At 73.7% G+C, this 22977-nt stretch carries 23 protein-coding genes; 8 read left to right on the top strand and 15 right to left on the bottom strand.

All coding sequences use genetic code 11. From position 1 onward, the window contains the following. Window positions 1–304: 304 nt before the first annotated feature. Window positions 305–478 (bottom strand): hypothetical protein, encoded by a 174-nt coding sequence (locus ACVJO7_RS15240; protein ID WP_491673427.1) that lies wholly within the window; start codon window positions 476–478, stop codon window positions 305–307. 47 nt (window positions 479–525) lie between these two features. Here ACVJO7_RS15240 and ACVJO7_RS15235 point away from each other — a divergent pair, with 47 nt between their 5' ends. Continuing rightward, window positions 526–828, top strand: a complete 303-nt coding sequence (locus tag ACVJO7_RS15235) for a hypothetical protein (protein WP_491673426.1) — start codon at window positions 526–528, stop codon at window positions 826–828. Between the two features lie 325 nt (window positions 829–1153). Here ACVJO7_RS15235 and ACVJO7_RS15230 read toward each other — a convergent pair whose 3' ends face one another. The 8 genes from ACVJO7_RS15230 to ACVJO7_RS15195 all read right to left on the bottom strand — a co-directional run bounded on the left by ACVJO7_RS15230 (window position 1154) and on the right by ACVJO7_RS15195 (window position 11184). Continuing rightward, complete coding sequence (locus ACVJO7_RS15230; protein ID WP_491673425.1) at window positions 1154–3184, bottom strand: cell division protein FtsK; 2031 nt, start codon at window positions 3182–3184, stop codon at window positions 1154–1156. Between the two features lie 83 nt (window positions 3185–3267). Then, window positions 3268–4101: a DUF2637 domain-containing protein gene (locus ACVJO7_RS15225; RefSeq protein WP_491673424.1), complete on the bottom strand. Its 834-nt coding sequence runs from the start codon at window positions 4099–4101 to the stop codon at window positions 3268–3270. A 4-nt stretch (window positions 4102–4105) separates the two neighbouring features. After that, window positions 4106–4300 carry a hypothetical protein gene (locus ACVJO7_RS15220; protein ID WP_491673423.1) on the bottom strand — a complete coding sequence of 65 codons (195 nt, stop codon included), beginning with the start codon at window positions 4298–4300 and terminating at the stop codon, window positions 4106–4108. Continuing rightward, window positions 4297–4785, bottom strand: a complete 489-nt coding sequence (locus ACVJO7_RS15215; RefSeq protein ID WP_491673422.1) for a hypothetical protein — start codon at window positions 4783–4785, stop codon at window positions 4297–4299. The genes ACVJO7_RS15220 and ACVJO7_RS15215 overlap by 4 nt, the downstream gene beginning before the upstream one ends. Further along, window positions 4782–5045 carry a hypothetical protein gene (locus ACVJO7_RS15210; RefSeq protein ID WP_491673421.1) on the bottom strand — a complete coding sequence of 88 codons (264 nt, stop codon included), beginning with the start codon at window positions 5043–5045 and terminating at the stop codon, window positions 4782–4784. Before ACVJO7_RS15210 ends, ACVJO7_RS15215 begins: the two co-directional genes overlap by 4 nt. A 1620-nt stretch (window positions 5046–6665) precedes the next feature. Continuing rightward, window positions 6666–7925: an alpha/beta hydrolase gene (locus tag ACVJO7_RS15205; protein ID WP_491673420.1), complete on the bottom strand. Its 1260-nt coding sequence runs from the start codon at window positions 7923–7925 to the stop codon at window positions 6666–6668. Continuing rightward, window positions 7922–9679, bottom strand: a complete 1758-nt coding sequence (locus ACVJO7_RS15200; RefSeq protein ID WP_491673419.1) for a (2,3-dihydroxybenzoyl)adenylate synthase — start codon at window positions 9677–9679, stop codon at window positions 7922–7924. Before ACVJO7_RS15200 ends, ACVJO7_RS15205 begins: the two co-directional genes overlap by 4 nt. After that, on the bottom strand, window positions 9676–11184 hold the full coding sequence (locus ACVJO7_RS15195) for an FAD-dependent monooxygenase (protein ID WP_491673418.1): 1509 nt from the start codon (window positions 11182–11184) through the stop codon (window positions 9676–9678). The genes ACVJO7_RS15200 and ACVJO7_RS15195 overlap by 4 nt, the downstream gene beginning before the upstream one ends. 156 nt (window positions 11185–11340) lie before the next feature. Here ACVJO7_RS15195 and ACVJO7_RS15190 point away from each other — a divergent pair, with 156 nt between their 5' ends. Then, window positions 11341–13437 (top strand): hydantoinase/oxoprolinase family protein, encoded by a 2097-nt coding sequence (locus ACVJO7_RS15190; protein ID WP_491673417.1) that lies wholly within the window; start codon window positions 11341–11343, stop codon window positions 13435–13437. Continuing rightward, the gene (locus ACVJO7_RS15185) at window positions 13437–15743 is read left to right on the top strand and encodes a hydantoinase B/oxoprolinase family protein (protein ID WP_491673416.1); all 2307 of its coding nucleotides are present in this window, start codon (window positions 13437–13439) and stop codon (window positions 15741–15743) included. Before ACVJO7_RS15190 ends, ACVJO7_RS15185 begins: the two co-directional genes overlap by 1 nt. 111 nt (window positions 15744–15854) lie before the next feature. On the opposite strand, the gene ACVJO7_RS15180 is transcribed toward ACVJO7_RS15185, so the two are convergent. Next, on the bottom strand, window positions 15855–16259 hold the full coding sequence (locus tag ACVJO7_RS15180; protein ID WP_491673415.1) for a hypothetical protein: 405 nt from the start codon (window positions 16257–16259) through the stop codon (window positions 15855–15857). A 210-nt stretch (window positions 16260–16469) separates the two neighbouring features. Here ACVJO7_RS15180 and ACVJO7_RS15175 point away from each other — a divergent pair, with 210 nt between their 5' ends. Further along, window positions 16470–16694: a hypothetical protein gene (locus ACVJO7_RS15175; protein WP_491673414.1), complete on the top strand. Its 225-nt coding sequence runs from the start codon at window positions 16470–16472 to the stop codon at window positions 16692–16694. A gap of 25 nt (window positions 16695–16719) precedes the next feature. Here the strand turns inward: ACVJO7_RS15175 and ACVJO7_RS15170 are convergent, their stop codons facing one another. Next, complete coding sequence (locus ACVJO7_RS15170) at window positions 16720–16932, bottom strand: DUF7144 family membrane protein (RefSeq protein WP_491673413.1); 213 nt, start codon at window positions 16930–16932, stop codon at window positions 16720–16722. Here ACVJO7_RS15170 and ACVJO7_RS15165 point away from each other — a divergent pair. Both ACVJO7_RS15165 and ACVJO7_RS15160 read left to right on the top strand, forming a co-directional pair. Beyond that, on the top strand, window positions 16916–17404 hold the full coding sequence (locus ACVJO7_RS15165; RefSeq protein ID WP_491673412.1) for a DUF2252 family protein: 489 nt from the start codon (window positions 16916–16918) through the stop codon (window positions 17402–17404). The genes ACVJO7_RS15170 and ACVJO7_RS15165 overlap by 17 nt on opposite strands. Before the next feature lie 39 nt (window positions 17405–17443). Further along, on the top strand, window positions 17444–17608 hold the full coding sequence (locus tag ACVJO7_RS15160; protein ID WP_491673411.1) for a hypothetical protein: 165 nt from the start codon (window positions 17444–17446) through the stop codon (window positions 17606–17608). Window positions 17609–17680: 72 nt separating this feature from the next. Here ACVJO7_RS15160 and ACVJO7_RS15155 read toward each other — a convergent pair whose 3' ends face one another. The 3 genes from ACVJO7_RS15155 to ACVJO7_RS15145 form a co-directional block, all read right to left on the bottom strand. Continuing rightward, complete coding sequence (locus tag ACVJO7_RS15155) at window positions 17681–18739, bottom strand: diacylglycerol/lipid kinase family protein (protein ID WP_491673410.1); 1059 nt, start codon at window positions 18737–18739, stop codon at window positions 17681–17683. 170 nt (window positions 18740–18909) lie between these two features. Beyond that, entirely contained in the window at window positions 18910–19689 is a 780-nt protein-coding gene (locus tag ACVJO7_RS15150; RefSeq protein WP_491673409.1) for a FadR/GntR family transcriptional regulator, read from the bottom strand. Window positions 19690–19765: 76 nt separating this feature from the next. Next, complete coding sequence (locus ACVJO7_RS15145; protein WP_491673408.1) at window positions 19766–21280, bottom strand: carboxyl transferase domain-containing protein; 1515 nt, start codon at window positions 21278–21280, stop codon at window positions 19766–19768. Window positions 21281–21411: 131 nt separating this feature from the next. Between ACVJO7_RS15145 and ACVJO7_RS15140 the strand changes: the two genes are divergently transcribed. Both ACVJO7_RS15140 and ACVJO7_RS15135 read left to right on the top strand, forming a co-directional pair. After that, window positions 21412–22122 carry a FadR/GntR family transcriptional regulator gene (locus ACVJO7_RS15140; protein ID WP_344022920.1) on the top strand — a complete coding sequence of 237 codons (711 nt, stop codon included), beginning with the start codon at window positions 21412–21414 and terminating at the stop codon, window positions 22120–22122. A gap of 121 nt (window positions 22123–22243) precedes the next feature. Beyond that, a complete protein-coding gene (locus tag ACVJO7_RS15135; RefSeq protein ID WP_491673407.1) occupies window positions 22244–22411 on the top strand; it encodes a hypothetical protein in 168 nt (55 codons plus the stop codon). A 58-nt stretch (window positions 22412–22469) separates the two neighbouring features. Here ACVJO7_RS15135 and ACVJO7_RS15130 read toward each other — a convergent pair whose 3' ends face one another. After that, the gene (locus ACVJO7_RS15130; protein WP_491673406.1) at window positions 22470–22859 is read right to left on the bottom strand and encodes a hypothetical protein; all 390 of its coding nucleotides are present in this window, start codon (window positions 22857–22859) and stop codon (window positions 22470–22472) included. Window positions 22860–22977: the final 118 nt, after the last annotated feature.

Here is a 22977-nt window from a genome sequence, read left to right as displayed (position 1 = left end):
GCCGCAGTCATTTTCGTTTCTCTCCCCGGTAGCCAGGGGGGCAATCACACACAGTGAGGTTGAGCTGGTGAGTACCTGCCTGGACTGCCCGGCCGAGCTCGTCCAGAGGGCGGGTCGTGGCCGTGCTCGGCTGCGGTGTGATGCCTGTCGGGACGCTTTGCCGCATCGTCGGACGCCGCGCCGGTGCCGGCGCTGTGCGGTGCTGTTGCCGGCGGGGTCACGGCGGTTCTACTGCGCTGAGCATCGAGGCGAGTGGGTCGGGAAGCAGTCCGCGGTCTAGTTCGCGTACTGCGGCCACACGATCTCAGGACGTCAGGTGTAGGTGCGTGACGCTGCTCAGGCCGCCGTTGACGAGGGCGTAGGCCTCGGCGAGCACCCGGATTTCGGCGGGTGACAGGTCGCGGTTGGTGAGCTGCGCGGAGATGGCGTCGAGCAACTCCACGCCGACGGTTTCGCTGCGCCGGTCGATGTCATTCATGAGTCGCAAGGTAGCTGCTACGGCGGGCGGGTCTACCGTGCGATCTCGTGGCCACCTGGGAGGAACACCTGGCGTCGCAGGCCGAGGCCGACCAGCTGGCGATCGCTCTGGTCCGCGCCTACCTCGACGAGGACGACACCCCGTACGAGGTGTTGACGGATCAGCTCGGTGAGCTCGCCGCCAGCGGCGCGGGGCCTCGGTTGGAGGAGGTCCACGCGGCGCTGGCGATGTTGGCGGTACAGCTGGGTACGGCGCTGCACGGTTCCGCGCCGGCGCTGGATGAGGTGCTCGCGCAGACTCAGCGGGAGATCGCCGCCCGTGAGGCGTTCCGCAAGCCCCCGACCTACTAGCCCCCACTGAGGGCCTCGTAGACCCGTCGCCCGATCCGGACCCGCCTTCCGGTGCCCGCGCAGCGTGGACACGGCCGCCACGCTTTCCCGCTCGGTGAGCGGAGCTTCGAGGTGCCCTCGCAGCGTCGGCAGGCGGCGAATGGCCAGAATGCGCACGCCGCGATGTAGACGATCAGGGCGGCTAGCGCTAGCAGGGTCAGGGTTCCCATGGTGGCCTCCTGGGCCGGTTCGGGGTGGGCCAGGCAGGGGCCCGCTAGACGCTAGTTCCCTGGTCAGCACCGTGTTCGGGTGCTAGCGGGGGTGCTAGGTCTAGCGGGCTGTCCTGCTAGGCGTTGATCGCGGTCGGGGTGTTCTTCTCGACCGCGGCGAGCACGTCGGCGCGGGTCACACCCCGCCGGTTCGCGCCGTCTCCGTCGCCGGTCTTGCCCCACACCTGTCCGGTGGAGATCCCCAACGGTTTGAGTGCCGCGGCGAGGATCTCCGGGGTCCAGCCGGCGTAGCGGGCCGGGGCGTGCTCGGCGAGTTTGGCCAGCACGGTCTCCGACCACACCCGCTTGTCGGTGACGGTCGCGAAGATGACAGCGAGGTCGTCGAGCAGCTGCGCGGCCGGGGCGAGGGTGTCTTCGCGTTCACCGGCCGCGTATCCGGCGATCGTGCCGGCCACTTCCCGCGCGGCACGGGCTCGTTCGGCGACCTTCATCGCGGCTGGGCCGTCGATGTAGAAGGTGCGGACGACCTGGGGTTCGTCCCCGGCGCCGACGAGGTAGCCGATGCCGCGGTCGGACGGGCTGAACGTCGTTGCCCTGACCCCGCCCTTGTAGGCGCTGGTGCCGAGCACCATGTCGTTGGCGACCTGGTCCATGACACGCAGGCAGAACCGCAGCCCGACGTTCCCGGACACCCCGGACGGGACGGACTTGGCGTCCGGGCGCTGCGTCGCGATCACCAGGTACACCCCGAATGCTCTGCCGCGCTTGATGATCCGCTCCGCGGTCTCGCCGGCCTCCTTCCCGAACTCGGGGTGGGTGAACAGCTCTTGGGCTTCGTCGATGACCTGCACGATCGGATGCAGCCCGGACCCCTTCTTCGCCGCGAGCTCCGGGGTGACCTTCTTGTCCGGCACCAGGTTGCGAGGCAGCTTCGCGACGACCTTCGCCCGGCGGGCAACTTCGTCGAGTAGCTCCTTGAGCGAGGCCAGGGTCTCGGCCAGGGCCTCGTCGTCGACTCCGGAGGAGTACCGGTAGGCGACCAGTTCGAGCGCCTCGAGGTCTCCGGAGCCCTTGTGCTCACCGATGCGGAGCTCGCAGTGCACGTCCAGTGCTGCGGCCAGGGCCAGGACCCGCACTGCGGCGGTCTTCCCGCCACCGGGAAGTGCCCCGATCAGCGCGTTGGTCTCCTCCAAGCTGACCTTCACCGTGCGTTGGCGCTGGTCGGTGCCGAACGGGAACACCCCGCCGATCACGTCGACGCTGCCGGTCTTGGCCAGCGGCCACGCGACTGGGCGGACCTTGTTCAACGGCTGGTCGCCCACCCACAGGATCAGCCGGCCGGCGTGCTGCTCGGCGGCGGGCTCGGGCCACACCGCGGACAGGGGGCGTCGCAGCCCGGAGGCGAGCCGGTCGCGGCGTTCCATCACGTCGGCGACGGTGACGCCGTGAGGGAGGTCGACGTCGGCCCGCCACCCGGGGCCGTCGCGGGTGATCGGGGCAACGAACGCGGGCGCCTGCGCCTTCGGGCCGGCGCTCATCGCGGCGATCCCCAACGCCTGCAGCGCCCGGGTCACTACATCGGCGGTCAACCGGGGTGGCGCCGCCGAGGAGGTGGTGGCCACGTCGGTGACCCGCCGGTCCCGCGGGGTGCCGACCTTCCCGAGTACGGCGACGGCCAGGACTGCGACCAGCACCTGCACCCATCCCGGGAGCCACCACCATCCCGCCACCACAGCGACGAGGGCGAGGATCGCCACCATGGCGGCGATGATCGCCCGCTCGTGCACCCGCCGGTTCCGTTCCCGGGCGAGAGTCATGTAGCCGGCGGAGTCCCCGCGGGAGACCGCCGCAGCTCGCAACGGGGCGGCCTCGGCGTCGAACTCCCACCGGGCGAGCGCCACCACCGCCACCCCGAGCCCTCGCGGGGCCCGTAGGAGCAGCCGTAACGCGTAGAGCGGCGCCCGGGTGAGGTGGTAGAGCGTGACGTGGGCGCCGAACTTCGCCAGCCACCCGGCGAGGTGGCGGGCCTCGTCCCGGTTGCGCAGGTACGCCGGGATGATCGGGCGCCGCTCGGTGTCGCGGGTTGACAGTGCTGTCGCGTAGATGGTCCGTGGGATCGGCTCCGGGTCGACCGAGACCCGCTGCACGGGTAGGTCGTCATCCCACCCCGCCCGGTCCGGGCGCCCAGCGGGCGACACAGCGGGCGTTGAGGTGCTCTCTACGGCGTCGCTCACGACGACGACACCTCCACCCGATGGCCGTTACGGCGCTCGGCGAGCAGCTCGCGGGCGGCGTGCTCGGAGATGGCGAGCTCGCGGGCGAGACGTCGCCGTCCGGCGCCGGCGGCGATCAACTTCCCGGCACGGTCTGCACCAGCCTCTGCCTGGTCCAGGTCAGGGGTACGGACAGTGTCCGTACCCTCTGCGCCGCCTTCGGAGCGGTCCAGGCCCGGGGTGTGCGGATCCTGCACACCCTCTCGATCGACGGTTCCCGGCGCCGGGAAGCTCGCGTCACGCTCCGCGACCATCGGGCTCAGCCCCACGGTCGCGCTCCCCGGCACTGTGCTGCGCCTAGCATCTGCCAGGTCCAGGGCGCTGGCCTCGGACTTTGCGGGCGCCCGCAACGGGGTCGGAGATAGTCCGGACTCCGAACGGGTGACTCGGTTCGGGGCGTCCCGAAGCGTCGCGTCCGGCCGGCCAGCCAGGACGGCGAGGTGGACCACCGCACCGAGCACTGCCGGCGGGACCGCGGACACCGCGACGACCACCCACCACGCCGGGGCGACCGAGTAGGCGCCCAACCCGTGGGAGAGAGCGTTCCCCGCGACGGACCCGCCGAGCAGGGTCAGGGCGAGGGTGCGGCCGAACCGCCGGGCAGCGCCTGGTGGACGACCGAGCCACGCCAGGGAACCGGCTGCGGCGCCGGCGTCGATCGTCAGGGGTAACAACCACGCCAGGATCGGAGTGAACCCGCACAGCAGGGCCAGACCGACCAGGGCGTCGAACGACAGGACCGCAGCGGATGCGGCGACCACGAACAGCAGCACGTAGAGGATGCGGGTCATCAGGTCACCCACCACCCTGCTCGCCGAGGGTGTCCGCCAGCTGGTCCCGCAGCACGACGGCCTGGTCGGGGAGCAGCGCCAGCTGCACACCACCGAGGCTGACGAACAGGATGTCGTTGTGTGGCTGGTCGTCGTCCCACACCCGCCGGGTCACGGTGATCTCCTCGGAGTGGGCGATGCTGATGCTGACCGTGGTCATCGCCGCACCTCCGCGAGGGTGTCGACCAGGCTGTTCAGCACGTCCCGGACACGGGAGTGGAGCTCGGTGACGTCGCTGCCGGTGTCGGCGAGCATCGACACCACCAGCGTTGCGGCCCGATCCAGCGGGGACACCAGGTACTCGCCGGCGGCGAGGTCGGCGTGGTTCAGCAGCGCCTGGGCGAGCTGCCGCGCCTCGGTTGGGGTGAGGTCCCAGCCGTCGTGGCCGTGCTCGCGCAGGAACACCGCCGGCCCGGCTGCGCCCTCGACTGGCTTCATCCGGCCGTCATGGTCGGCGGAGAAGAACTCCTGCGTGGTCACGTCGAGCTCGGCGTGCGGCCCGGCGGCCGTGGTCACCGTGGACGTGACGGACTGGTGGATCACGTTGGTGTCGTCGGCGACGCACTCGTCGGGGCGGCACCAGTAGTGGTGATCGGCCGGGTTGAGCGAGTCGAGCACGGTCCCGCCGGTGTCCTGACCGTTCATCGGTCGCCACCCGCCTCGATGCGCTCGGCGAACCCGATGAACAGGGCGGCCAGGATCCGCAGGTCGTTCGCATCGGCCCACCCGTCGACCGCCCGCAGGGTTGTCGGGTCGACGAGAATGTTCTCCGGGTCCTCGAGTCCGATGACGGCGTGCAGCGGCTCGGGGTCGCAGCCGGCGCTGTCGTGGCTCTTGATGATCCCGATGCTCACCACGGCATCCGATGCGGCCAGCCGGTAGGTCGCAGGGGTGCCGGCGTGCACGGTGGCCTGGCCGCGGTCGTCGCAGACTCGCGGGTCACACCACGCGGGGTGCTGGACAGGCTGGTGGATAGGTTGAGACATGGGTCAGCTCCTCGGGCTGATCAAGTCCCCGGGGCCGGCGTTCTGAGCGCCGCCCGGGGGCGTCTGATTTGGCTGGGTAGATCAGCCGAGGAGGGGGACCACGTGGTCTCCACGTGGTCGCAGACTGCGACCAACAGACCCGATCAGGACCGTATGTCGAGGTGACGGAAACGCCGTCTGACCTGCGGCGGACTGAAACGCGCACACAGGTCCAGACATCCAGAAGATGTCTACGGATCAGAAGGTTAGGGGTTCGAATCCCTTCGGGCGCGCACACCGAGATCCGGCCCTGACCAGCACGAGCGGTCAGGGCCGGATCTCTGTCCGGGGCCGGACGTGGAGCTCCACGGACCGGCTCACGCCCCTGGCCGACCCGTCCCGGCGGGACGTCGTTGCAGGGCTGCTCAGGGTCCTTCGGAGTCCTGCCGGAGGTACGGCTTGGCTCTGCGGTGCGCGGATGACCGGGCTACACCGGTAGCCCGCTCGATGGCGGGCCAGGACAGGCCGCACCGGTCGTGCAGCTCTGCGAGCAGGCGGCCGGACACGGCGAGGGTCTCGGTGCGGGTCGCTTCCGTCTCCCGGACGGCAGCGACCAGCGCGTCCTGGTCCAAACCGGAAGGGTCCACGCGGCGACCCTATGTCCAGAGAGCTCCGGCGCTGGAGATGTCACGAGGCCGACCGTCTTCGCGGTTCATGTGCTCAAGCACGGGGATGGAGTGGCCGGGCAGAACCGGCGGCCGCCTCGTCGATGGGCTCCGGGGCCGGTAGAGGTCGTCTTCGGTGACGAGGACGCAGCGTGCGCCTACGCGACCGGTCGGTCGACCGATCACCTCGTTGTGGCTGCGTCGGTGACCCGCCACCTGCTGGACGCTCCCGGCACGCGGACGCCGGTGGCCTGGGTCCGGGCCGGTGAGCGGCAACCCGTGCAATTCGATCGAGCGGGTCTGTACGGGAGGTGAACGAGCGCCCCGTGTCCGCAGGTGCACCCGAGTCGCTCGACGGCCGCGGGTCTCGCAGCTCTTGCGCTCACAGGCGACCTTCGAACTGAATCCACAGAATCGGGTACAGCAACCGATGGATTCCCTGAACTTCACCGATGAAATTACGCCGAGCCGGTGATACCTGTTCCCGGCACTGGCCGTGTGGTCGCTGCAGGTCGGGGCGGCATCGATTGCAGTCATGTCGGGACTGGCGACGACGTACATGCTCCTGCAGGCACCAGTTCCATGTGGGGCGCCCATCCGGAAGCGCGGTCGTGACAGCGAACAGGAGTACTGCCGCAGGAACGCCCGTGGCTTGCTCGGCGGGTGCAATCAGAATGTCCAGCACAAGTGGGCGAATGCAAGACTGCTCGCCAGTCGCAGCAAGTGGGGCGAGTTCCTGGGCAACGTCATGAACAACAGTAAGGGCGTCGCCGCCGGCGTCAGCGCTCTTGCTACGTCATTCGCCATGGTGATCGCGTTGGGGCGCTCGTGGTGTCGGTGCTCGCGTAGCCGAGTGGTCGTGTCCGGGGTGGTCACGGACTGCCGCCACCCCGGCTCACCCCCGCACGGTCTCGAACCGCTCGCCGATCCACCCCTCGATGATCTCCGCCGCGGCCGCGTAACCGGTCGGCTCACTCGGCGCGAGCGGCTGCCCGAAGTGCGCCCCGCGCACCCGGTGGCGGGTCTTGTCCCGGGCGGCGATCGACGCGAACATCCGGTCGCTGTCGTCCGGGAACGCGGCCTGGTCGCCGGTGAGCTCGACGAACGCGGTCGGCACGTGCACGCCCGTCGCGCACCGTTCGAACCCGGCGTTGCCGGCGAACGCCGACCAGGTGGACAGCCAGGCGTCCGGCGTGGTGAGCCGACCGAAGCCGACCAGGCCGGAGTTGGTGAGGTCCGGCCTGCGTCCGAACAGCGAGCCGTACGGGCGGTCGTTCGGGTCGATGGACGGGTCGACGAAGCGGGGATCGGCGTCGGTCCGGTAGGTGGTGATGATCCGCGGCGCCAGTGCCGCCCGGCGGTCCCGCGGGTCCGCGGTGCGGGCGAACCGGGCCCGGTGCCCGGCGGCCCCGGCCGCCCACTCCCGGGCGACGGCGTCGATCCGGGCGACCCGGCGACGCTGGGCCGCGCGGTACTCCCGGAGGAACCCCGGCTCGTACGACGACGCGTCCGGTGCCGGGACGAAGCCGTTGCCCGGGTCGTACATGTCCAGTTCCGGCACGACCGACAGCGGATCGGTCTCGTCGCCGACCGAGGGATCGATGCAGGTCAGGAGCAGCTGACCGGGCCCGGGATGCGGGGCGAGGAACAGCGCGCCGTCGGGCACCGGCAGCTGCGCACCGGCCAGCGGGACCGGCCTGCCGGCCGGGGTGACCTCGATCCGGGACCCGGGCTCCAGCCCGGCCTGCTCGATGTAGAAGGCCATCAGGGCGCCGCCGCCGGAGTGCCCGAAGGTCAGCACCGTGCCGAAGCCGAGCTCGCGCAACCGGACCTGGCCCGCCGCCAGGTCGAGCAGGGCCTGCTCGTGCACCAGGTTGATGTCGTTGTTCGGCGACCGGGTGTCCTGCGTCCAGACGGACACGCCCATCTGCAGCAGGTGCGCCACCATCGGATGGTGGGCCAGCACCTGCCGCGGATGGGCCAGCGCGACGACCGTCGTCGAGCCCTCGATCGCGTGCAGCACCCCCGTCACGCGGGCGCCGTCGGCGGTGGTGAGCTCGTGCAGGCTCGTCGTCACCCCGGCCGGTGGCTGCACCCGGTCGACGTCGCGGCCCGCGCCGAGCCGGTCCACCGCGCGGCCGGTCGGCGCGCTCACGTCGCGTCCCGGTCCGGGCCGGCACCGGGGACCGGGACGGCCGGGCGGGCCGGGCGTCCGGCCCGCCGGATCGGGTGTGCGGGTTCGGGCACCTCGGCTCTCCTGTCCGGTGCACGGGTGGCCCCGCCGCCCGCCACCTTCCGTGCGATGTCGGCGGCCAGCCGCTTCTTGTCCGTCTTCCCGACGAGGGTGCGCGGGATCTCGGGCAGGTGCTCGAGGCGTTCGGGCCATTTGAACGTCGCGACCCCGAGCGCCGCGAAGTGCTCCTGCACCGCGGGCAGCGCCAGCTCCTCCCCGTCGACGACGAGATAGGCGCAGGTCCGCTCGCCGAGCCGCGGATCCGGCATCGGCACCACGGCGGCCGCGGTGATCCGCGGGTGCCGCAGCAGGATCAGCTCCACCTCCTCGGCGTTGATCTTCTCGCCGCCGCGGTTGATGAGGTCCTTGATCCGGCCCTCGATCGACAGGTAGCGGCCGCCGTCGATCGTCACGAACGCGGCGAGATCGCCGGTGCGGTAGAAGCCGTCGGAGGTGAAGGCGCGGGCGTTGTGCTCGGGCGCGTCGAGATAGCCGCGCAACGTGTAGGGGCCGCGGGCGCACAGCTCGCCGGTCTCGCCGTCGCCGACCGGGCTCTCGGTGCCGGGTTCCAGGATCCGCACCTCGTCCAGTGTGGACAGCGGGGTGCCCACGGTCGTCAGCCGGGCCGCCCGCGGCGCACCGGGACGGGTGGTCAGGAACAGGCCCTCGCCCATCCCGAACAGCTGGCCGATCCAGAATCCGCGGGCCTCCAGCGCGTCGAACAGCGCCGGTGGCACCTTGCTGCCGGACAGGACGATCCGCTCGACCGCCCGGGTGGCGGCGGCGAACCCGGGATGGTCGACGGCCCGGTAGTGCCCGTGCCCGAGCAGCACGTCGGTGGCGGCCTCGCGGGCCATCAGCGGCAGCGACTCGTCGAGATCGGGGGAGCCGAGCACCAGGCAGCCACCGACGCTGTGCGCGGCGTGCACCGCGCAGACGATCCCGGCGTTGTGGATCACCGGGATGAGGTGTGCGATCCGGGACCTGCAGGTCCAGCCCCAGGACCGGGCGTACTCGGCGGCGTTGTACCAGTACTCGGCGTGCAGCCGGGGGATCACCTTGGGCACGCCGGTGGTGCCGCCGGAGAGCTGGTGGGCGGCGACGTCGTCCGGGTCGATGCCGGTCTGGATCCGCTCGACGACGGCGCGGGCCCCGGCCGGGTCCCGGTCCCGGCCGAGCGAGTCGACCGGCACGCCGCGCGGGTCGTCGCCGAGCACGAGCACGTGCCGCAGCGTCGGGTGGTCGCGCCGGGTCGCCTCGGCGAAGCCGACGAGATCGAAGTTGCGCACCCCGGCGTCGACCAGGTGCGCGACCGCGCCGACCCGCCTGCTGATGTCGCCGATCTCGTGCGCCCGGTGCGCGGCGAGGGTGGCGACCGGGACGAGTCCGGCCTTGAGGACGCCGTACCAGGCGACGACGGCGCCGAGCCGGTTGGTGACCTGGAACAGCACCGGATCGCCGGGGCGCAGCCCGAGCCCGGCCAGGCCCGCGGCGAGCAGGTCGGTGCGCTCGTCGAGCTCGGCGAAGGTGAGCCGCCCGTCCAGCGCGACGACGGCGTCCCGGTCCGGGTGGGCGCGGGCGATCCGGTGGAACTCGGTGGCGATCGTCGCGGTGCCCCACAGGCCGCTGTCGCGGTAGCGGCGGACGGCGGCCTCCGGGTAGGGGACGGGTGTCATGCGCTCTCCTCGGTGAGGGCGACGAGATCGGTGCGGCCGCTGATCAGCCCGGCGGCGAGATCGTCGCGCAGGCCGGCGGTCCCCTGCACGGCGGTGAGCACGCCGGTCTCGCACCGGACGCGTTCGGCGAGATCGAGCCGGGTGAGCAGGGCGGGCCGGTCGTCCGGCCCGGTGATCAGCACGCCGTCGGTGCCGCGGGCGCGGGCGACCAGCGCGTCGCCCTCCGGTGACCACGGGTCGTGCAGGTCGGCGTGCAGCCGGGGGAGGGCCGGGACGGCGGTGCGGTCGGGGAACGAGCGGGCGCCGTGCACGAGCGGGGTGCCGATGATCCGGTCGACCAGGTCGTCGGTGCCGGGACCGTCGTCGCCGTACTGCCGCAGGGCCGCGCCGACGACGTCCGGGCTGGTCCGGGCGAACCGGTCCAGCGGCACGTTCCCGGCCCGGGACATGTAGGCCACCATCAGCCGTTCCACCGGCAGCCCCAGCCGGGACGGGAACGACTCCCACCACAGCTGGCTGCGCCGGGCCAGCTCCTGGAGCCGTTCGACCCACGGCCGGCGGGCCGCCTCGTAGCGGTCGAAGGCGGTGCCGGCGTCCGGCGCCTCGCGCAGCGCGTCGACCAGCGCGATGGCGTCCTCCATCGCCAGCTTGGTGCCGGAGCCGACCGAGAAGTGCGCGGTGTGCGCGGCGTCGCCGAGCAGCACCGTGTTGCCCTCCGACCAGCGGTCGCAGCGCACGGTGCGGAAGCGCAGCCAGCGCGTCCGGTTCCCGATCAGCGGCCGGCCGCGCAGCTGCCCGGCGAAGACCTGCTCCAGGTAGCGCAGCGACGTCTCGTCGGAGTCCTCGGGCCCGGTCGCCGCGGTCGTCGCGTCGAACCCGGCGCGCCGCCAGGTCCGCTCGTCGGTCTCGACCAGGAAGGTGGAGCGGCCGCCGGAGTAGGGGTAGGCGTGCGTGACGAACACCCCGTGCTCGGTCTCGACCGGGGCGAACACGGCGTCGTCGAGCGGGAAGTCGGTGCCGCACCACAGGTAGAGGCCGCGCCCGGTCTCGATCCGCCCGCCGAAGCCGCCGCTCGCGCGGGTCGCGCTGGACACGCCGTCCGCGGCGATCACGACGTCCGCGTCGAGCTCGGCGGCGCTGCGCCGGACCCCGAACCCGAGCTCGACGCCGGCCTTCTCGGCGTGCCGCTGCAGCACGGCGAGCAGGTCGGTGCGGGCGATGCCGATCAGCCGGTCGTTGCGCACCCGCGCGACGCGCCCCCCGACCTGCATCGTCGAGTCGTGCCGCAGGCCGGTCGCGACCAGCTCGCGCAGGGTGTCCGGATCGGCGGCCGCCAGCCTGCGCTGGGTGCCGGCGGCGAGCCCGACCCCGAACCCGAAGGTCGTGTCGGCCCCGCCCTGCTCGTGCACCCGGACCTCGCAGGCCGGGTTCGCGAGCTTCAGCAGGCGCGCCGCGTAGAGCCCGCCGGGGCCCCCGCCCAGTACCGCGACCCGTCGTGGCTGCATCGGCGGACCTCCGTGACGTCGTGCTCGACAGAATGCTTGACGGAAACGTCGATTATTCGACGACGACTGGGCGCAGAAGTCAAGATTGACCCTGTCGTAGATGTAGAATACTCTACGCCATCGTCAGCCATCCCACTGCGCGAAGGAGCGCCAGCCATGGCCTATGTCATCGGCGTGGACGTGGGCGGCACGTTCACCGACGCCGTTCTCGACGACGACGCCGGAACCGTGCTCGCCGCGAAGTCACCTTCCACCCCGCCGGACTACTCCCGGGGCGTCCTCGACGTCCTGCGGCTGCTGGCCGAGCAGCTCGGGACGAGCCTGTCCGGGATGCTGGCGCAGACCCACCACATCGCGCACGGCACCACGTCCTCGCTGAACGCGCTGGTCATGGGCGACGTGCCGCCGGTCGGGTTCCTGACCACGAAGGGGCACCGGGACTCGATCTTCATCATGAACGTCGAGGGCCGCTACCTCGGCCGCTCCCCGCACGAGCTGCAGTACGTCCTCGGCCAGGACAAGGACCACGCGCTGCTGCCCAAGCGGCACGCGCTGGAGGTCACCGAGCGGATCGACCGGGACGGCACCGTCGTCGTCGGGCTCGACGAGGACGAGGCGCGCGCCGCGATCCGCAGCCTGCTGGCCGACGGCATCCGCGCGATCGCCGTCTCGCTGCTGTGGTCGTTCCGGAACCCGGCGCACGAGCGCCGGCTGCGCGAGCTGATCGCCGAGGAGGACCCGGACGTCTTCGTCGCGCTGTCCTGCGAGGTCAGCCCGCGGATCCGGGAGTTCGCCCGGAACGCCACCACGATCATGAGCACGCAGATCGGGCCGGGACTGCGCGACTACCTGGGGACGCTGGAGAGCTCGCTGCGGGAGGGCGGGCTGCGCGGCCCGCTGCTGGTCATGCAGTCCAACGGCGGCGCCGTGGCGGCCAAGGAGGCCCCGGCCGCCGCCATCTCCACCGTCGGCTCGGTGCTGACCGGCGGCGTGATCGGGAGCGTCGCGCTGGGCCGCCAGCTCGGCCACCGCAACATCATCTCCACCGACGTCGGCGGCACCACGTTCCTGGCCGGCCTCGTCGTCGACGGCGAGCCGGTGCGGGACACCACCACGGTGATCAACCACCACCCGATCAACGTCCCCACGCTGCGGGTCGACGCGATCGGCTCCGGTGGCGGCGCGATCGCCTGGCTGGACGCCGGCGGGAACCTGCGGATCGGCCCGCGCAGCGCCCAGGCCGTCCCCGGCCCGGCCTGCTACGGGGCGGGCGGCACCGAGCCCACGAACACCGACGCCAACCTGGTGCTCGGCATCCTGCCGGAGAAGGGGCTGCTCGGCGGGCGCAAGCCGCTGTCCCTCGAGCTCGCGCGGCAGGCCATCGACACCCAGATCGCGAAGCCGCTCGGCCTGTCCGTCGAGGAGGCGGCCGCCGCGATCTACACCGTGCAGAACGCCCAGACCGGTGACCTGCTGCGCAAGACGGTCGTCGAGTCCGGCCACGATCCGCGCAACTTCGTGCTCTACGCCTTCGGCGGGGCGGGCCCCGCGCACTGCGCCGGGTACGCCGCCGAGGTCGGCTGCGCCGAGGTCGTCGTCCCGCTGGGACCGGTCGCCAGCGCGTTCTCCGCGTTCGGGCTGGCGTCCAGCGACATCGTGCTGGCCGCCGAGCTGTCCGATCCGCTGACCGTGCCGTTCGACCCGCAGCGCGCGGAGCGGAACTTCGCCGAGCTGGAGCAGCGGGTCCGGGCGGGCCTGGAGCGCCAGGGCGTGACGTTCTCCACGGTGGAGCTGCACCGCGAGATCGACATGCGGTACTCGATGCAGCTCGCCGAGGTCACCGCGCCGGTCGCGGACGGCCCGCTCGGCATGCCGGAGGTCGAGGCCGCCGCGGACGCGTTCGAGAAGCGGTACGCGGAGCTGTTCGGCCGGGACGCCGGCTTCCGCGAGGCCGGGATCCAGGCGATCACCTTCCGGGTCCGGGCGGTCGGCGTGCTGCCGTTCAGCCCCGAGCTGCCCCCGGTGCCCGCGGCGACGTCGGAGGCCGTCGGGTTCACCAGCCGGCCGGTCCAGCTCGACGCCCGGCTCGGCTACGTCGACACCCCGGTGCACGACTACCGCGAGCTGCGGGCCGGCCACGTGCTGCACGGACCGGCGATCGTCGAGGTGCCGACCACCACCGTCGTCGTCCCCGGCGGGACCACCGGAACCGTCGACCACCTCGGCAACCTCTCCATCCGCAGGAGCGCCTGATGACCATGCCGATCCCCGGCTCGGAGGTCTTCTCCAGCCGTCCCGTCGATCCCGACGAGCTCGCCCGCTCGCTGCCCTCGGCGCTGGCCGTGCACACCGTCGGCCAGGAGCAGATCGACGCGCTGGACCCGCTCACCTACGAGGTCGTGCGGCACCGGCTGTGGTCGGTGACCGACGAGATGGGCGAGGCGCTCAAGCGCATGTCCGGCTCGCCGATCGTCACCGACGCCAACGACTTCGACTTCGCCATCTCCGACGAGCTGGGTCAGGAGGTGCAGGTCGGGCTCTACAACACGATGCTGGTCGGCGCCGTCGACCTGGCGATCTACTGGACGCTGCGGAACCGGGCGGACAACCCGGGCATCGAGGCCGGCGACATGTTCCTGTGCAACGACCCGTGGGTCGGCGGCGGGCTGCACCAGAACGACGTGATCGTCTACCAGCCGGTGTTCCACGACGGGAAGCTGTTCGCCTGGACCAGCGCCGTCGCGCACCAGCCCGATCTCGGCGGCGTCGGGCTCGGGTCGTTCTCACCCGCCGCGCAGGACGTGTTCTCCGAGTCGCTGCCCACCCCGCCGGTCAAGGTGGTGCGCGGCGGTGAGCTGCAGCGCGACGTCGCCGATCTGTGGGTGCGGCGCTCCCGGGTCCCGATGCTGGTCGGCCTGGACCTGCGGGCCAAGATCGGCGCGAACAACGTCGGCGCCGAGCGGCTGGCCGCGCTCGTCGAGCAGTACGGCGCGGACACCGTGAAGGCCGTGATGAAGCGGATGATGTCCGACGCCGAGTCCCGGCTGAAGGACAAGCTCTCCGCGCTGCCGGACGGCTCGTGGACCGCCACCGGCTACCAGGACCAGTCGCACGAGGGCGACCGCGGCCTGCACCGGATCGCCGTGCGGACGACGAAGACCGCCGACCGGCTGACCTTCGACTTCACCGGCACCGATCCGCAGGCCGGCGTCATCAACTGCACCTACGCCGGCATGGGCGGCGGCGTGATGCTGGCGCTGCTGCCGATCCTCGCCCACGACATCCCGTGGTCGGCGGGCGGGCTGATGCGCTGCTTCGACCTGGTCACCGAGGAGGGCACGCTCAACAACGCGACCTTCCCGGCCGCCGTCGGGCGCGGGCCGATCGGTCCGGCCTGGCTGACCGGCAGCCTGATCGCCGAGTGCCTGTCCCAGATGCTCGACCGCGACCTGGAGCTCGGCAAGAACGTGCAGGCCACCTGCTGCGGCACCTGGGACACCGCGGTCATCGCCGGGCTGGACGAGCGCGGCGAGCAGCCCGCGCCGTTCCTGTCGATCATGATGGAGCCGATGGCCGGCGGCTACGGCGCCCGGCCGCACGCCGACGGCGTGGACACCGGCGGGCTGCTCGGCATCCCGATGGGCCGGGTCCCGGACGTCGAGATGACCGAGTTCATGTACCCGGTCCTCGCACTCTGGCGGCGCGAGGTGCGCGACTCCGGCGGCCCGGGGCGGCACCGCGGCGGCCTCGGCGCCTCGATCGCGCTCACCCCGCACGGCACGAGCATCCCGATGGGCCTGGTCCTGGCCTCGGCCGGCAAGGCCGTCGCGCAGAACGCCGGGCTCTGCGGCGGGCATCCCGGCAACAGCGGGCTCGACGTCGTCGCGCGGAACAGCCGGATCGCCGAGCTGCTGGCCGCCGGCCGGCTGCCCTCCGAGCTCGACGAGATCAGCGACACCCTCGAACCCGGCCAGAACTACGTCTCCAGTCATCTCGCCCCCGGCGAGGTGTTCGCGATGACCTGGCAGGGGGGTGGCGGCTACGGCGACCCGCTCACCCGCGATCCCGCCGCCGTGCTGCGCGACCTGCGCGAGCAGAAGATCACCCCGGCCGCAGCGGCCGAGGTCTACGGGGTGGTCGCCGCGGACGGGGCGGTCGACCCGGACGCCACCCGGGCCGAGCGGGACCGGTTGCGGGACGGGCGTCGCGCGCGGTCCCGGACCGTCGGCCGGACCCGCGGCCGGGCGGACCTGACCTCGGCCAGGCGGATCGACGACAACCTCGCCGAGGTCGGCGACACCATCGTCTGCGTGCACTGCGCCGAGATCCTCGGCGACACCGGCGGCGGATCACCGCTGGCCCTGGCCGTGTACGACGGCCCGCCGACCGACGCCGGGCCGCAGATCATCGCCGTCGCGGCGGACTACGTCGACGCGCCCGTCGTGTTCCGCCAGTACAGCTGCCCGTCCTGCTGGACGGCGCTGTCCTCGGCGGTCGTCCCGGCCGACCACCCGGACCACGCGACCACCCTGGGCCGGCTGACCGTCACCACCGGATAGCGGACGACGGCCGGCCGGGGACGGAACGGGGCGGGCGGTACCGGGAGACCGGGGCCGCCCGCCCGGCGTCGTACCGGCGAACCGGGCGTCACCCGCGGCCGGGCTGCGGCCTCACGCCGCCTGCCGCACCACCCCGACGGCCCCGCGCAGGCCGACGCACCCCACGCAGCCGACACAGTCGACACAACCCGCGCAGCCCACGCAGTCGGTGCAGCGGACGCAGGCGGCGCAGCCGATGCAGCGGCGGCAGAACACGCAGGCGGCGCAGCCGACGCAGCCGAGCAGCCCGATGCCGAGGAACGTCAGCACGCTCCCGAGCACCGCGACTCCCGCCGAGGTGGCGACGCTGCCGAGCACCCCGGCACTGCCCGCGGTCGCGACGCTGCCGACCACCCCGGTGCTCCCCGCGACGGCGACGCTCCCGGCGACGCCCGCGCTCCCGGCGACCGCGACGCCGCCCGCCACCCCGACGCGGTCGGTGACCCGCACGCCGGGCCGCTTCCTCGATACGAGCATCCCGCAACGGTGCCCGAACGGCGCCGGCCGCACAGCCGTCACCAGGGTGGACTGCGGCGGATGGGGTCTTGACCCGGTGCCGTCCGTCCGAATAATTTGACTAGACGTTACGACAAATATCAACCGCCTTGCGGTACAGGACGCCGCGCCCCGGGTGAGGGGTCCCGGCGCGCGGCGTCCCGGCTCGTGACACCGGGGGGACCGGCGGCCGTGAACCGACGATGGCCCGACGAGCCCGCCGCCGGCGGGGACGGCGTCCCGGCCGGTCCCGGTACGGGACCGGAGGCGCCCGGCGCGGTGCCGGGACCGACCGGCCCGGCCGGTCCCGATCCGGTACCCGGGTTCGTGCCCGGGCCCGCAGCCGATCCCGAGCCCGCCGCCGGGTTGCTCGCCGCGCTGTGGGCGCGGTTCGTCGGCCAGAGCCGGTTCTCCTGAGCAGCCCGGCCCGCCGCACCGTGGATCATGCGTCCTGGGTGCCCCGGGTGTAGGTGCAGAGCGCCGCGATCACGAAGACGTCCAGCACGATGATCAGCAGCGACCACACCGGGTAGTAGGGGATGAAGACGAAGTTCGCGAGAATGCTCAGGATCGCGATCGTGATCCCGACCACCCGGTCCCAGGTCTGACCGGTGCTGCGCGGCCCGTGGGAGTGGGACGTGAAGCGGCTCGTCACCAGCGTGGAGATCGCCGCCCGGGAGGGCGGTATGCCGAAACGGGACCGGCGCGCGCTCGCCGGCACGGCCGCCCGCTCCTACCGGCTGGCGATGCGCCGGTTCGCCACGACCACCGCCGACGGGCTCCGGCTGACCGCGGCCCCGCCGCTGGTCGTCCCGCTGCGCGAACTGCTCCCGGCCCGGGCGGTGGCCGACCAGGAGGCGCTGCTGCGCCGGGTGCTGTTCGATGGCGACCACCTGGTGGACATCGCCCGAAAGGTGGTGGGCGTCGGGAGCGTCGGGACCCGCTCCTGGATGATGCTGCTCGGCCGCGACGACCGGGATCCGCTGTTCCTGCAGGCGAAGGAGGCGGGGCCGTCGGTGATCGAGGAGTACCTGTGGCCGGCGCCGCAGGACTCGCCGGGCCGCCGGGTGATCGAGGGTCAGCGGCTGATGCAGGCGGTCGGCGACATATTCCTGGGCCGGCAGTAGCAGCTCGGGCTGGGACGGCGTGCGGCGGAGGTCGAGACGATGGTCCCGCAGGGCATGGCGGTCGACGCGGAGCTGTGCGGCTGGACGCTGGCCCGCGCACGCCGCGCTCCGGCGACCGGGTCGCCGTCGCCCGCCAATCTCGGCTCGGGCAGCGCGTTCGACCGGGCGATGGTCCGGTTCGCCCACCGCGCTACGGCGACCTGAACGACCGGGACCACCGGAGCCTGCTCGAGGCCGTCCGGGACGACCGGGTCGAGGCGACGACCGGCGTGTGAGTCAGCCGGCCGGCCGGCCGCGGAGCACCCGGAACAGCGCGGTGACGCGCCCCGCACCCCGGCGGCCGCGGCGCCCGGCAGCGACCGGAACCGCAGCGGCGGCCGCAGCTGCAGGGTCTCCCCGTCCACGTCGACGTCGAGCAGCGGATCGGCGGAGCGCGCCTCGAACGGTCCACGCCCGGTAGCCGCGGAACCCGTCCAGCCGACCGCCGTCGATCCGCTCCCGGGTGCCTAAGCCGTTCAGCCTGCTCAGCCGGTAGGCGCCGTTGGAGACGAGCAGGACGTCGCTGCTGTGCCGCAACTCGCCGCCCGGGCCGGTGAAGCGCAGGTCCGGCCGGCACGCGTCCGGACCCAGCAGGTCGGGCAGCATCGCGGTGGCCGTCGCCAGCTTCGCCTCGCGGTACGCCTCGGACCGTGCGACGGCGGCGTACGCGCCGAGCGAGGCGTTGTTGACGAACACCCGGTCGCCGACCAGAGCGAGATCGATCCGCCGCTCGACGGCCGCCCCGAACGCGTCCAGCGCGGCGGCCTGCTCGGCGAGCGCGCGCATGTCGTCGCCGGGGCGCAGCAGCACCGGGCGGACGCCGATCCGGCGGGCCGCACCCATCAGGCCGTACCGGCCGACCTTCCCGCCGCCGGACCGCGGGTTCATCAGCAGCACCCCGGACCGGGCCGGGCCGACCGCCCGGGCCGCGGGCGGCTCGGGTGCGAGGTCGCGGCCGATCGCGATCCGGGCCGCCGCGGTGGCGAGCGGGACCAGCACGACCACCGCGACCAGCCGCAGCACCGAACCGGCGAGCAGCAGCACCCCGACCGTCGACAGCAGCGCGGCCACGGCGACCACGGCGGCGACGGCCCGGCGGGCGCCGCGCCGGACCAGCGCGGTCCAGCCGGCGAGCACCGCGAGCACGACGAGCAGCACGCCGGCCACCATCGCGAGCGGATCGGTCAGCAGCGCGAGCACCACCAGCGCGGCGGCCGCGACCAGGGCGGCCAGCGCCAGCGCCGCGGCCAGCCGCCGCCGGGTCGAGGGGCGCGCGCCGGATGGTCCGTCCGGCATGGTCATCACACTCCGGCTGCTCGGGGACGGCGTGTGCCGACGATGGCCGCGGGACCGGCGGGTCGCATCACCCGCCCGGGATGACCTGCCGGGCCCGGCCGGGGGCGTGCGCGGGCCGCCGGGTGTGCGGACGCGGGCCACGGGTGGCCGACCAGGACCGCGGACGCGGGTCAGCCGTCGTCGGCGGGGCCCAGCGCGTCGAGGTGCAGCCGGGCCCGCTCGCTCATCCGGCCCAGCGCGGCACGCCCGGCCCGCGGATCGCGGCCGCGGACCGACTCGACCATGTCCCGGTGGTCGGCGTGCGACCGGACGAGGTCGCCGCGGTCGGCGATCTCGGCCTCCAGCCGGTTCGCCATCAGCCGGCGCATCGGGCTGCGGATGGCGAGCATGTTCCGCAGCAGGATGCGGTTGTGCGCCGCCTCGGCGAGCACGATGTGGAACTCGCCGTCGGCGGCGAGGAAGCGCGGGATGTCCGTGCCGGCCTCGAACATCGCGTCGAGCAGCTCGTCGAGCCGGGTGAGCTGGGCGTCGGTGCGGCGCTGCGCGGCGAGATCGACGATCGCGGACTCGATGGCCTCGCGGGCCTCCACCATCTCGACGTACTCGGAGACGTCGGAGGCGCCGAGCGACCACGGGACGAACCGGCCGTCGTGCTCGACCTCCAGCACCACGGTGCCGACGCCCTGCCGGGTCTCCACCCAGCCGCGGGCCTGCAGGGTGCGGACGGCCTCCCGCACGGTGAGCATCGAGGTGCCGGTGTCCGCGGCGAACTCGCGCAGCGAGGGCAGCATCGTGCCGGCGGGCCAGACCCCGGTGACGATCTTCCTGGTCATCTGCTCGACGAGCTCGTCGACCACGCTGACCCGGCGGACGCCGGCCAGCCGGCCGTCCCGCTTCGGCGGTCCCGGGCGGCGGGGCCGGCCGGTGGTGGTGCCTGCGGACGACGACATGGGGACGACCCTAGGGCAGCCGCCGCCAAGATCACAGGCACGTTGAGAACGTGCCGGGCCCGTGCCCCGGCACGGCTCACCCGCCGATCGCCCCGGACCGGCTGCGGTGCAGCCCCTGGACCGTGCGCGCCACCGCGATCTCGTCCTCGATCACCCCGGCCAGCCGCCGGACGAACCGGATCGGATCGTCCGCGGCATCCGGTACCTCCGCGACGATCCGGTCGACCGCGCCCAGCGCGGCCAGCTCGCCCGCCGTGACCTGCTGGGTCCCGGCGACCTCGACCGCCCGGTCCGGGGTGCCGTGCACGATCGCGCTCGCGCCCTCGGGCGGCAGCGGCGCGAGCCAGCCGTGCCCGGCCGCGAGCACCCGGTCCGCGGGGAGCAGGGCCAGCGCCACCCCGCCGGTGCCGCGGCCGAGCAGCACCGACACCGTCGGGACGGGCAATCGCGTCATGGTCGCGAGACAGCGGGCGATCTCCCCGGACAGGCCGCCGTTCTCGGCGGCCGGACTCAGTTCCCCGCCGACGGTGTCGACCACGGTGACCAGCGGCAGCCGCAGCTCGCGGGCGAGCTGCATGCCGCGCTGCGCGACCCGCAGATCGGCCGGGCCGGGCGGGCGGCGGGCCGCCCGGTCCTGCCCGACCAGCACGCAGCCGGTGTCGCCGAGCCGGGCCAGGCACAGCACGGTGGCCGCGGCGATCTCGCCCGCGCCGGTCCCGTGCAGCTCGACGACGTCCCGGGCGTGGGCGAGCAGGTCCCGGACACCGGGCCGGTCGTCCCGGCGGGTCGCCGTGATCGCGGTCCGGGCGTCGGCGGGGCGGACGCCCGCTTCATGGGCCGGGGCCGGGCCGGATCCGGGGGCCGCGGGGGTGCGGGGCGGCCGGGCGCCCCGGCCGGTGCAGCGCACGATCCCGGCCACCCGGTCGCGCAGGCCCGCCGCGTCGACGACGCCGTCGACCAGGCCGTGCGCGTGCAGGTTCTCCGCGGTCTGCACGCCGGGCGGGAACGGCTCGCCGTGCAGCGCCCGGTGGACCTTCGGCCCGAGGAAGCCGATCAGCGCACCCGGCTCGGCGAACACCAGGCTGCCGAGGGACCCCCAGGACGCGAACGCGCCGCCGGTCGTCGGATGACGCAGGTACCCGACGACCGGGAGGCCCGCCTCCCGGTGCGCGGCGATCCGGTCGGCGATGTCGACCATCGCCAGGAACGCGGCGTTGCCCTCCTGCATCCGGGTGCCGCCGGAGGCCGGGGAGAGCACCAGCGGCAGCGTCTCGGCGGTGGCCCGGGCGACGGCGCGGATCACCCGGTGGGCGGCGACGGTGCCGACCGAACCGGCGAGGAAGGCGAACTCGCTGCACACGACGGCAACCGGGTGACCGTCGATCCGGCCCCGCCCGGTGATCACGGACTCGTCGGTCCCGGCAGCGCGGGCCGCGTCGTCGAGCTCGCGCCGGTGGTCCGGCCCGGCCCCGGCGGGCGGGGCCGCGGGGGAGTCCCACGGGTGGAACGAGCCGGGATCGAGCAGCGTGGTGAGCAGAGCGGCCGATCCGGGCGTCCGGATGGCCGGGGACGGAACCGGCTGCGGTGGCATGCGACCCCCTCGGTCACGGGTCACCGGCGTCGCTGCGATCGCCACCCGGTGGCGCAGTGGACAGTCCAATACGTCCAGTGGACTATCCACTCGCGCTACGGTGGGTGTCAACGAGATGCGCGGAGGTACCGGTGCCCGCAGAGCCCCGACGTCCGGCGACGCTGCAGCCGCTCACCCGGCCGCGGCTCTACGAGCAGCTGGTCGAGCGGTTGCTGGAGCACGTCACCGAGCACCGGCTCGGCCCCGGCGACCGGCTGCCGCCGGAGCGCGAGCTGGCCGGCCGGCTCGGCGTCTCCCGCGCCTCCGTCGTGCAGGCGCTGGTCGCGCTGGAGGTGCAGGGCGTGATCGAGGTCCGGCACGGCGACGGCGCGGTGATCCGCGAGGTCCCCGCCGACCGCCAGGTGCTCGCCGCGGTCCGCGCCCGCGAGCACCGGCTCCGCGAGGTGATCGAGGCGCGCGAGGCCCTGGAGGTCCGGATCGCCGCGCTCGCCGCGCAGCGGCGCACCGAGCAGGACCTGCGGCGGATCGACGAGTCACTGGCCGGCATGGCCGCCGACATCGCGGCGGGCGGCCGCGGCATCGCCGCCGACGAGGAGTTCCACGCCGCGGTCACCGCCGCCGCGCACTCCGGCCTGCTGGCGACCCTGATGGGCGAGATCGCCGGATTGATCCGGGAGTCCCGGATCGAGTCGCTCAGCCGGCCGGGCCGCCCGGCCGAGTCGCTGGCCGGGCACCGCGCGGTGCTGCTGGCGATCCGGGCCGGCGACCCGGTCGCGGCGTCGGCGGCGATGGGGGAGCACATCGCGGCGGTGTCGGACGTCGCGCTGGGGGAGGACGGGTAGCCGGGCTGCTGCTCGGCGAGCGGCCGGGCCTGGTGCTCGCCGCCGCGGCCCTGCTGCGTCCGGGGGCACCGGTGAACCGACCGGCGCCGGCGTGCGTAGCTCCAGGTGCGGGAGGTGCGCAGTGGCGGACGAGATCGACCTGGCCGAGCACGCGCGGCTGGTGGAGGAGATGCCGGTCCGGCTGACCGCGGCGGTCGCCGCCGGGGTGCTCGGTCCCGACGAGGCACACGAGCTGTTCCGGCGCGCCCGCACGGTGCTGCGGACCCGCACCGGGGACCAGCCGAAGTGATCAGCGCTTCGTGGGGGTCCGGTGCCACCAGTGGCACCGGACCCCCACCGGACGGCGATCAGCGCCCGGCGGCCGACTGCCACCCGGCGAACACCGCCACCACCACGGCCTGGGCCAGCAGGAACGCCGTACCGAGCGCGGTCGGCGCGGCCACCTGAACCAGCGCGACGCTCGCCACCACCCAGGCCACGTTCACCGCGACCACCGCCCACACCCCGCCGGGCGGGACCGGTCGTCGGGCGGCCAGCAGGAGCAGTCCGCCGGCGAAGAGCACCAGGAACGCCCCGGCCCCCACGAGCAGCGCGACCGGCAGCCCCAGCAGCCGTGCCAGCGGGACCGCCCCGGCGGCGGTGGCCGCGCCCAGGGCGCCGGACGCCAGCGCGTCGACCCGCAGGGCCGGACGGATCGCGATGACCGGGCGGGTGGTGGGGTACGTGGTGGGGTTCATGGTCGCCTCCTGGACGTCGCCCGGGGTGCGTCCCCGGTGTCTGCGTCCACCATCGGCGGGCCCGCGCCCCGGGTCGATTACCTGCGAGGTCGTGCCCGCGACGCACCGGTTGTGCTGG

It is taken from the genome of Pseudonocardia sp. DxW (assembly GCF_058448985.1).
This window is presented reverse-complemented; position numbering and strand designations above follow the sequence as displayed.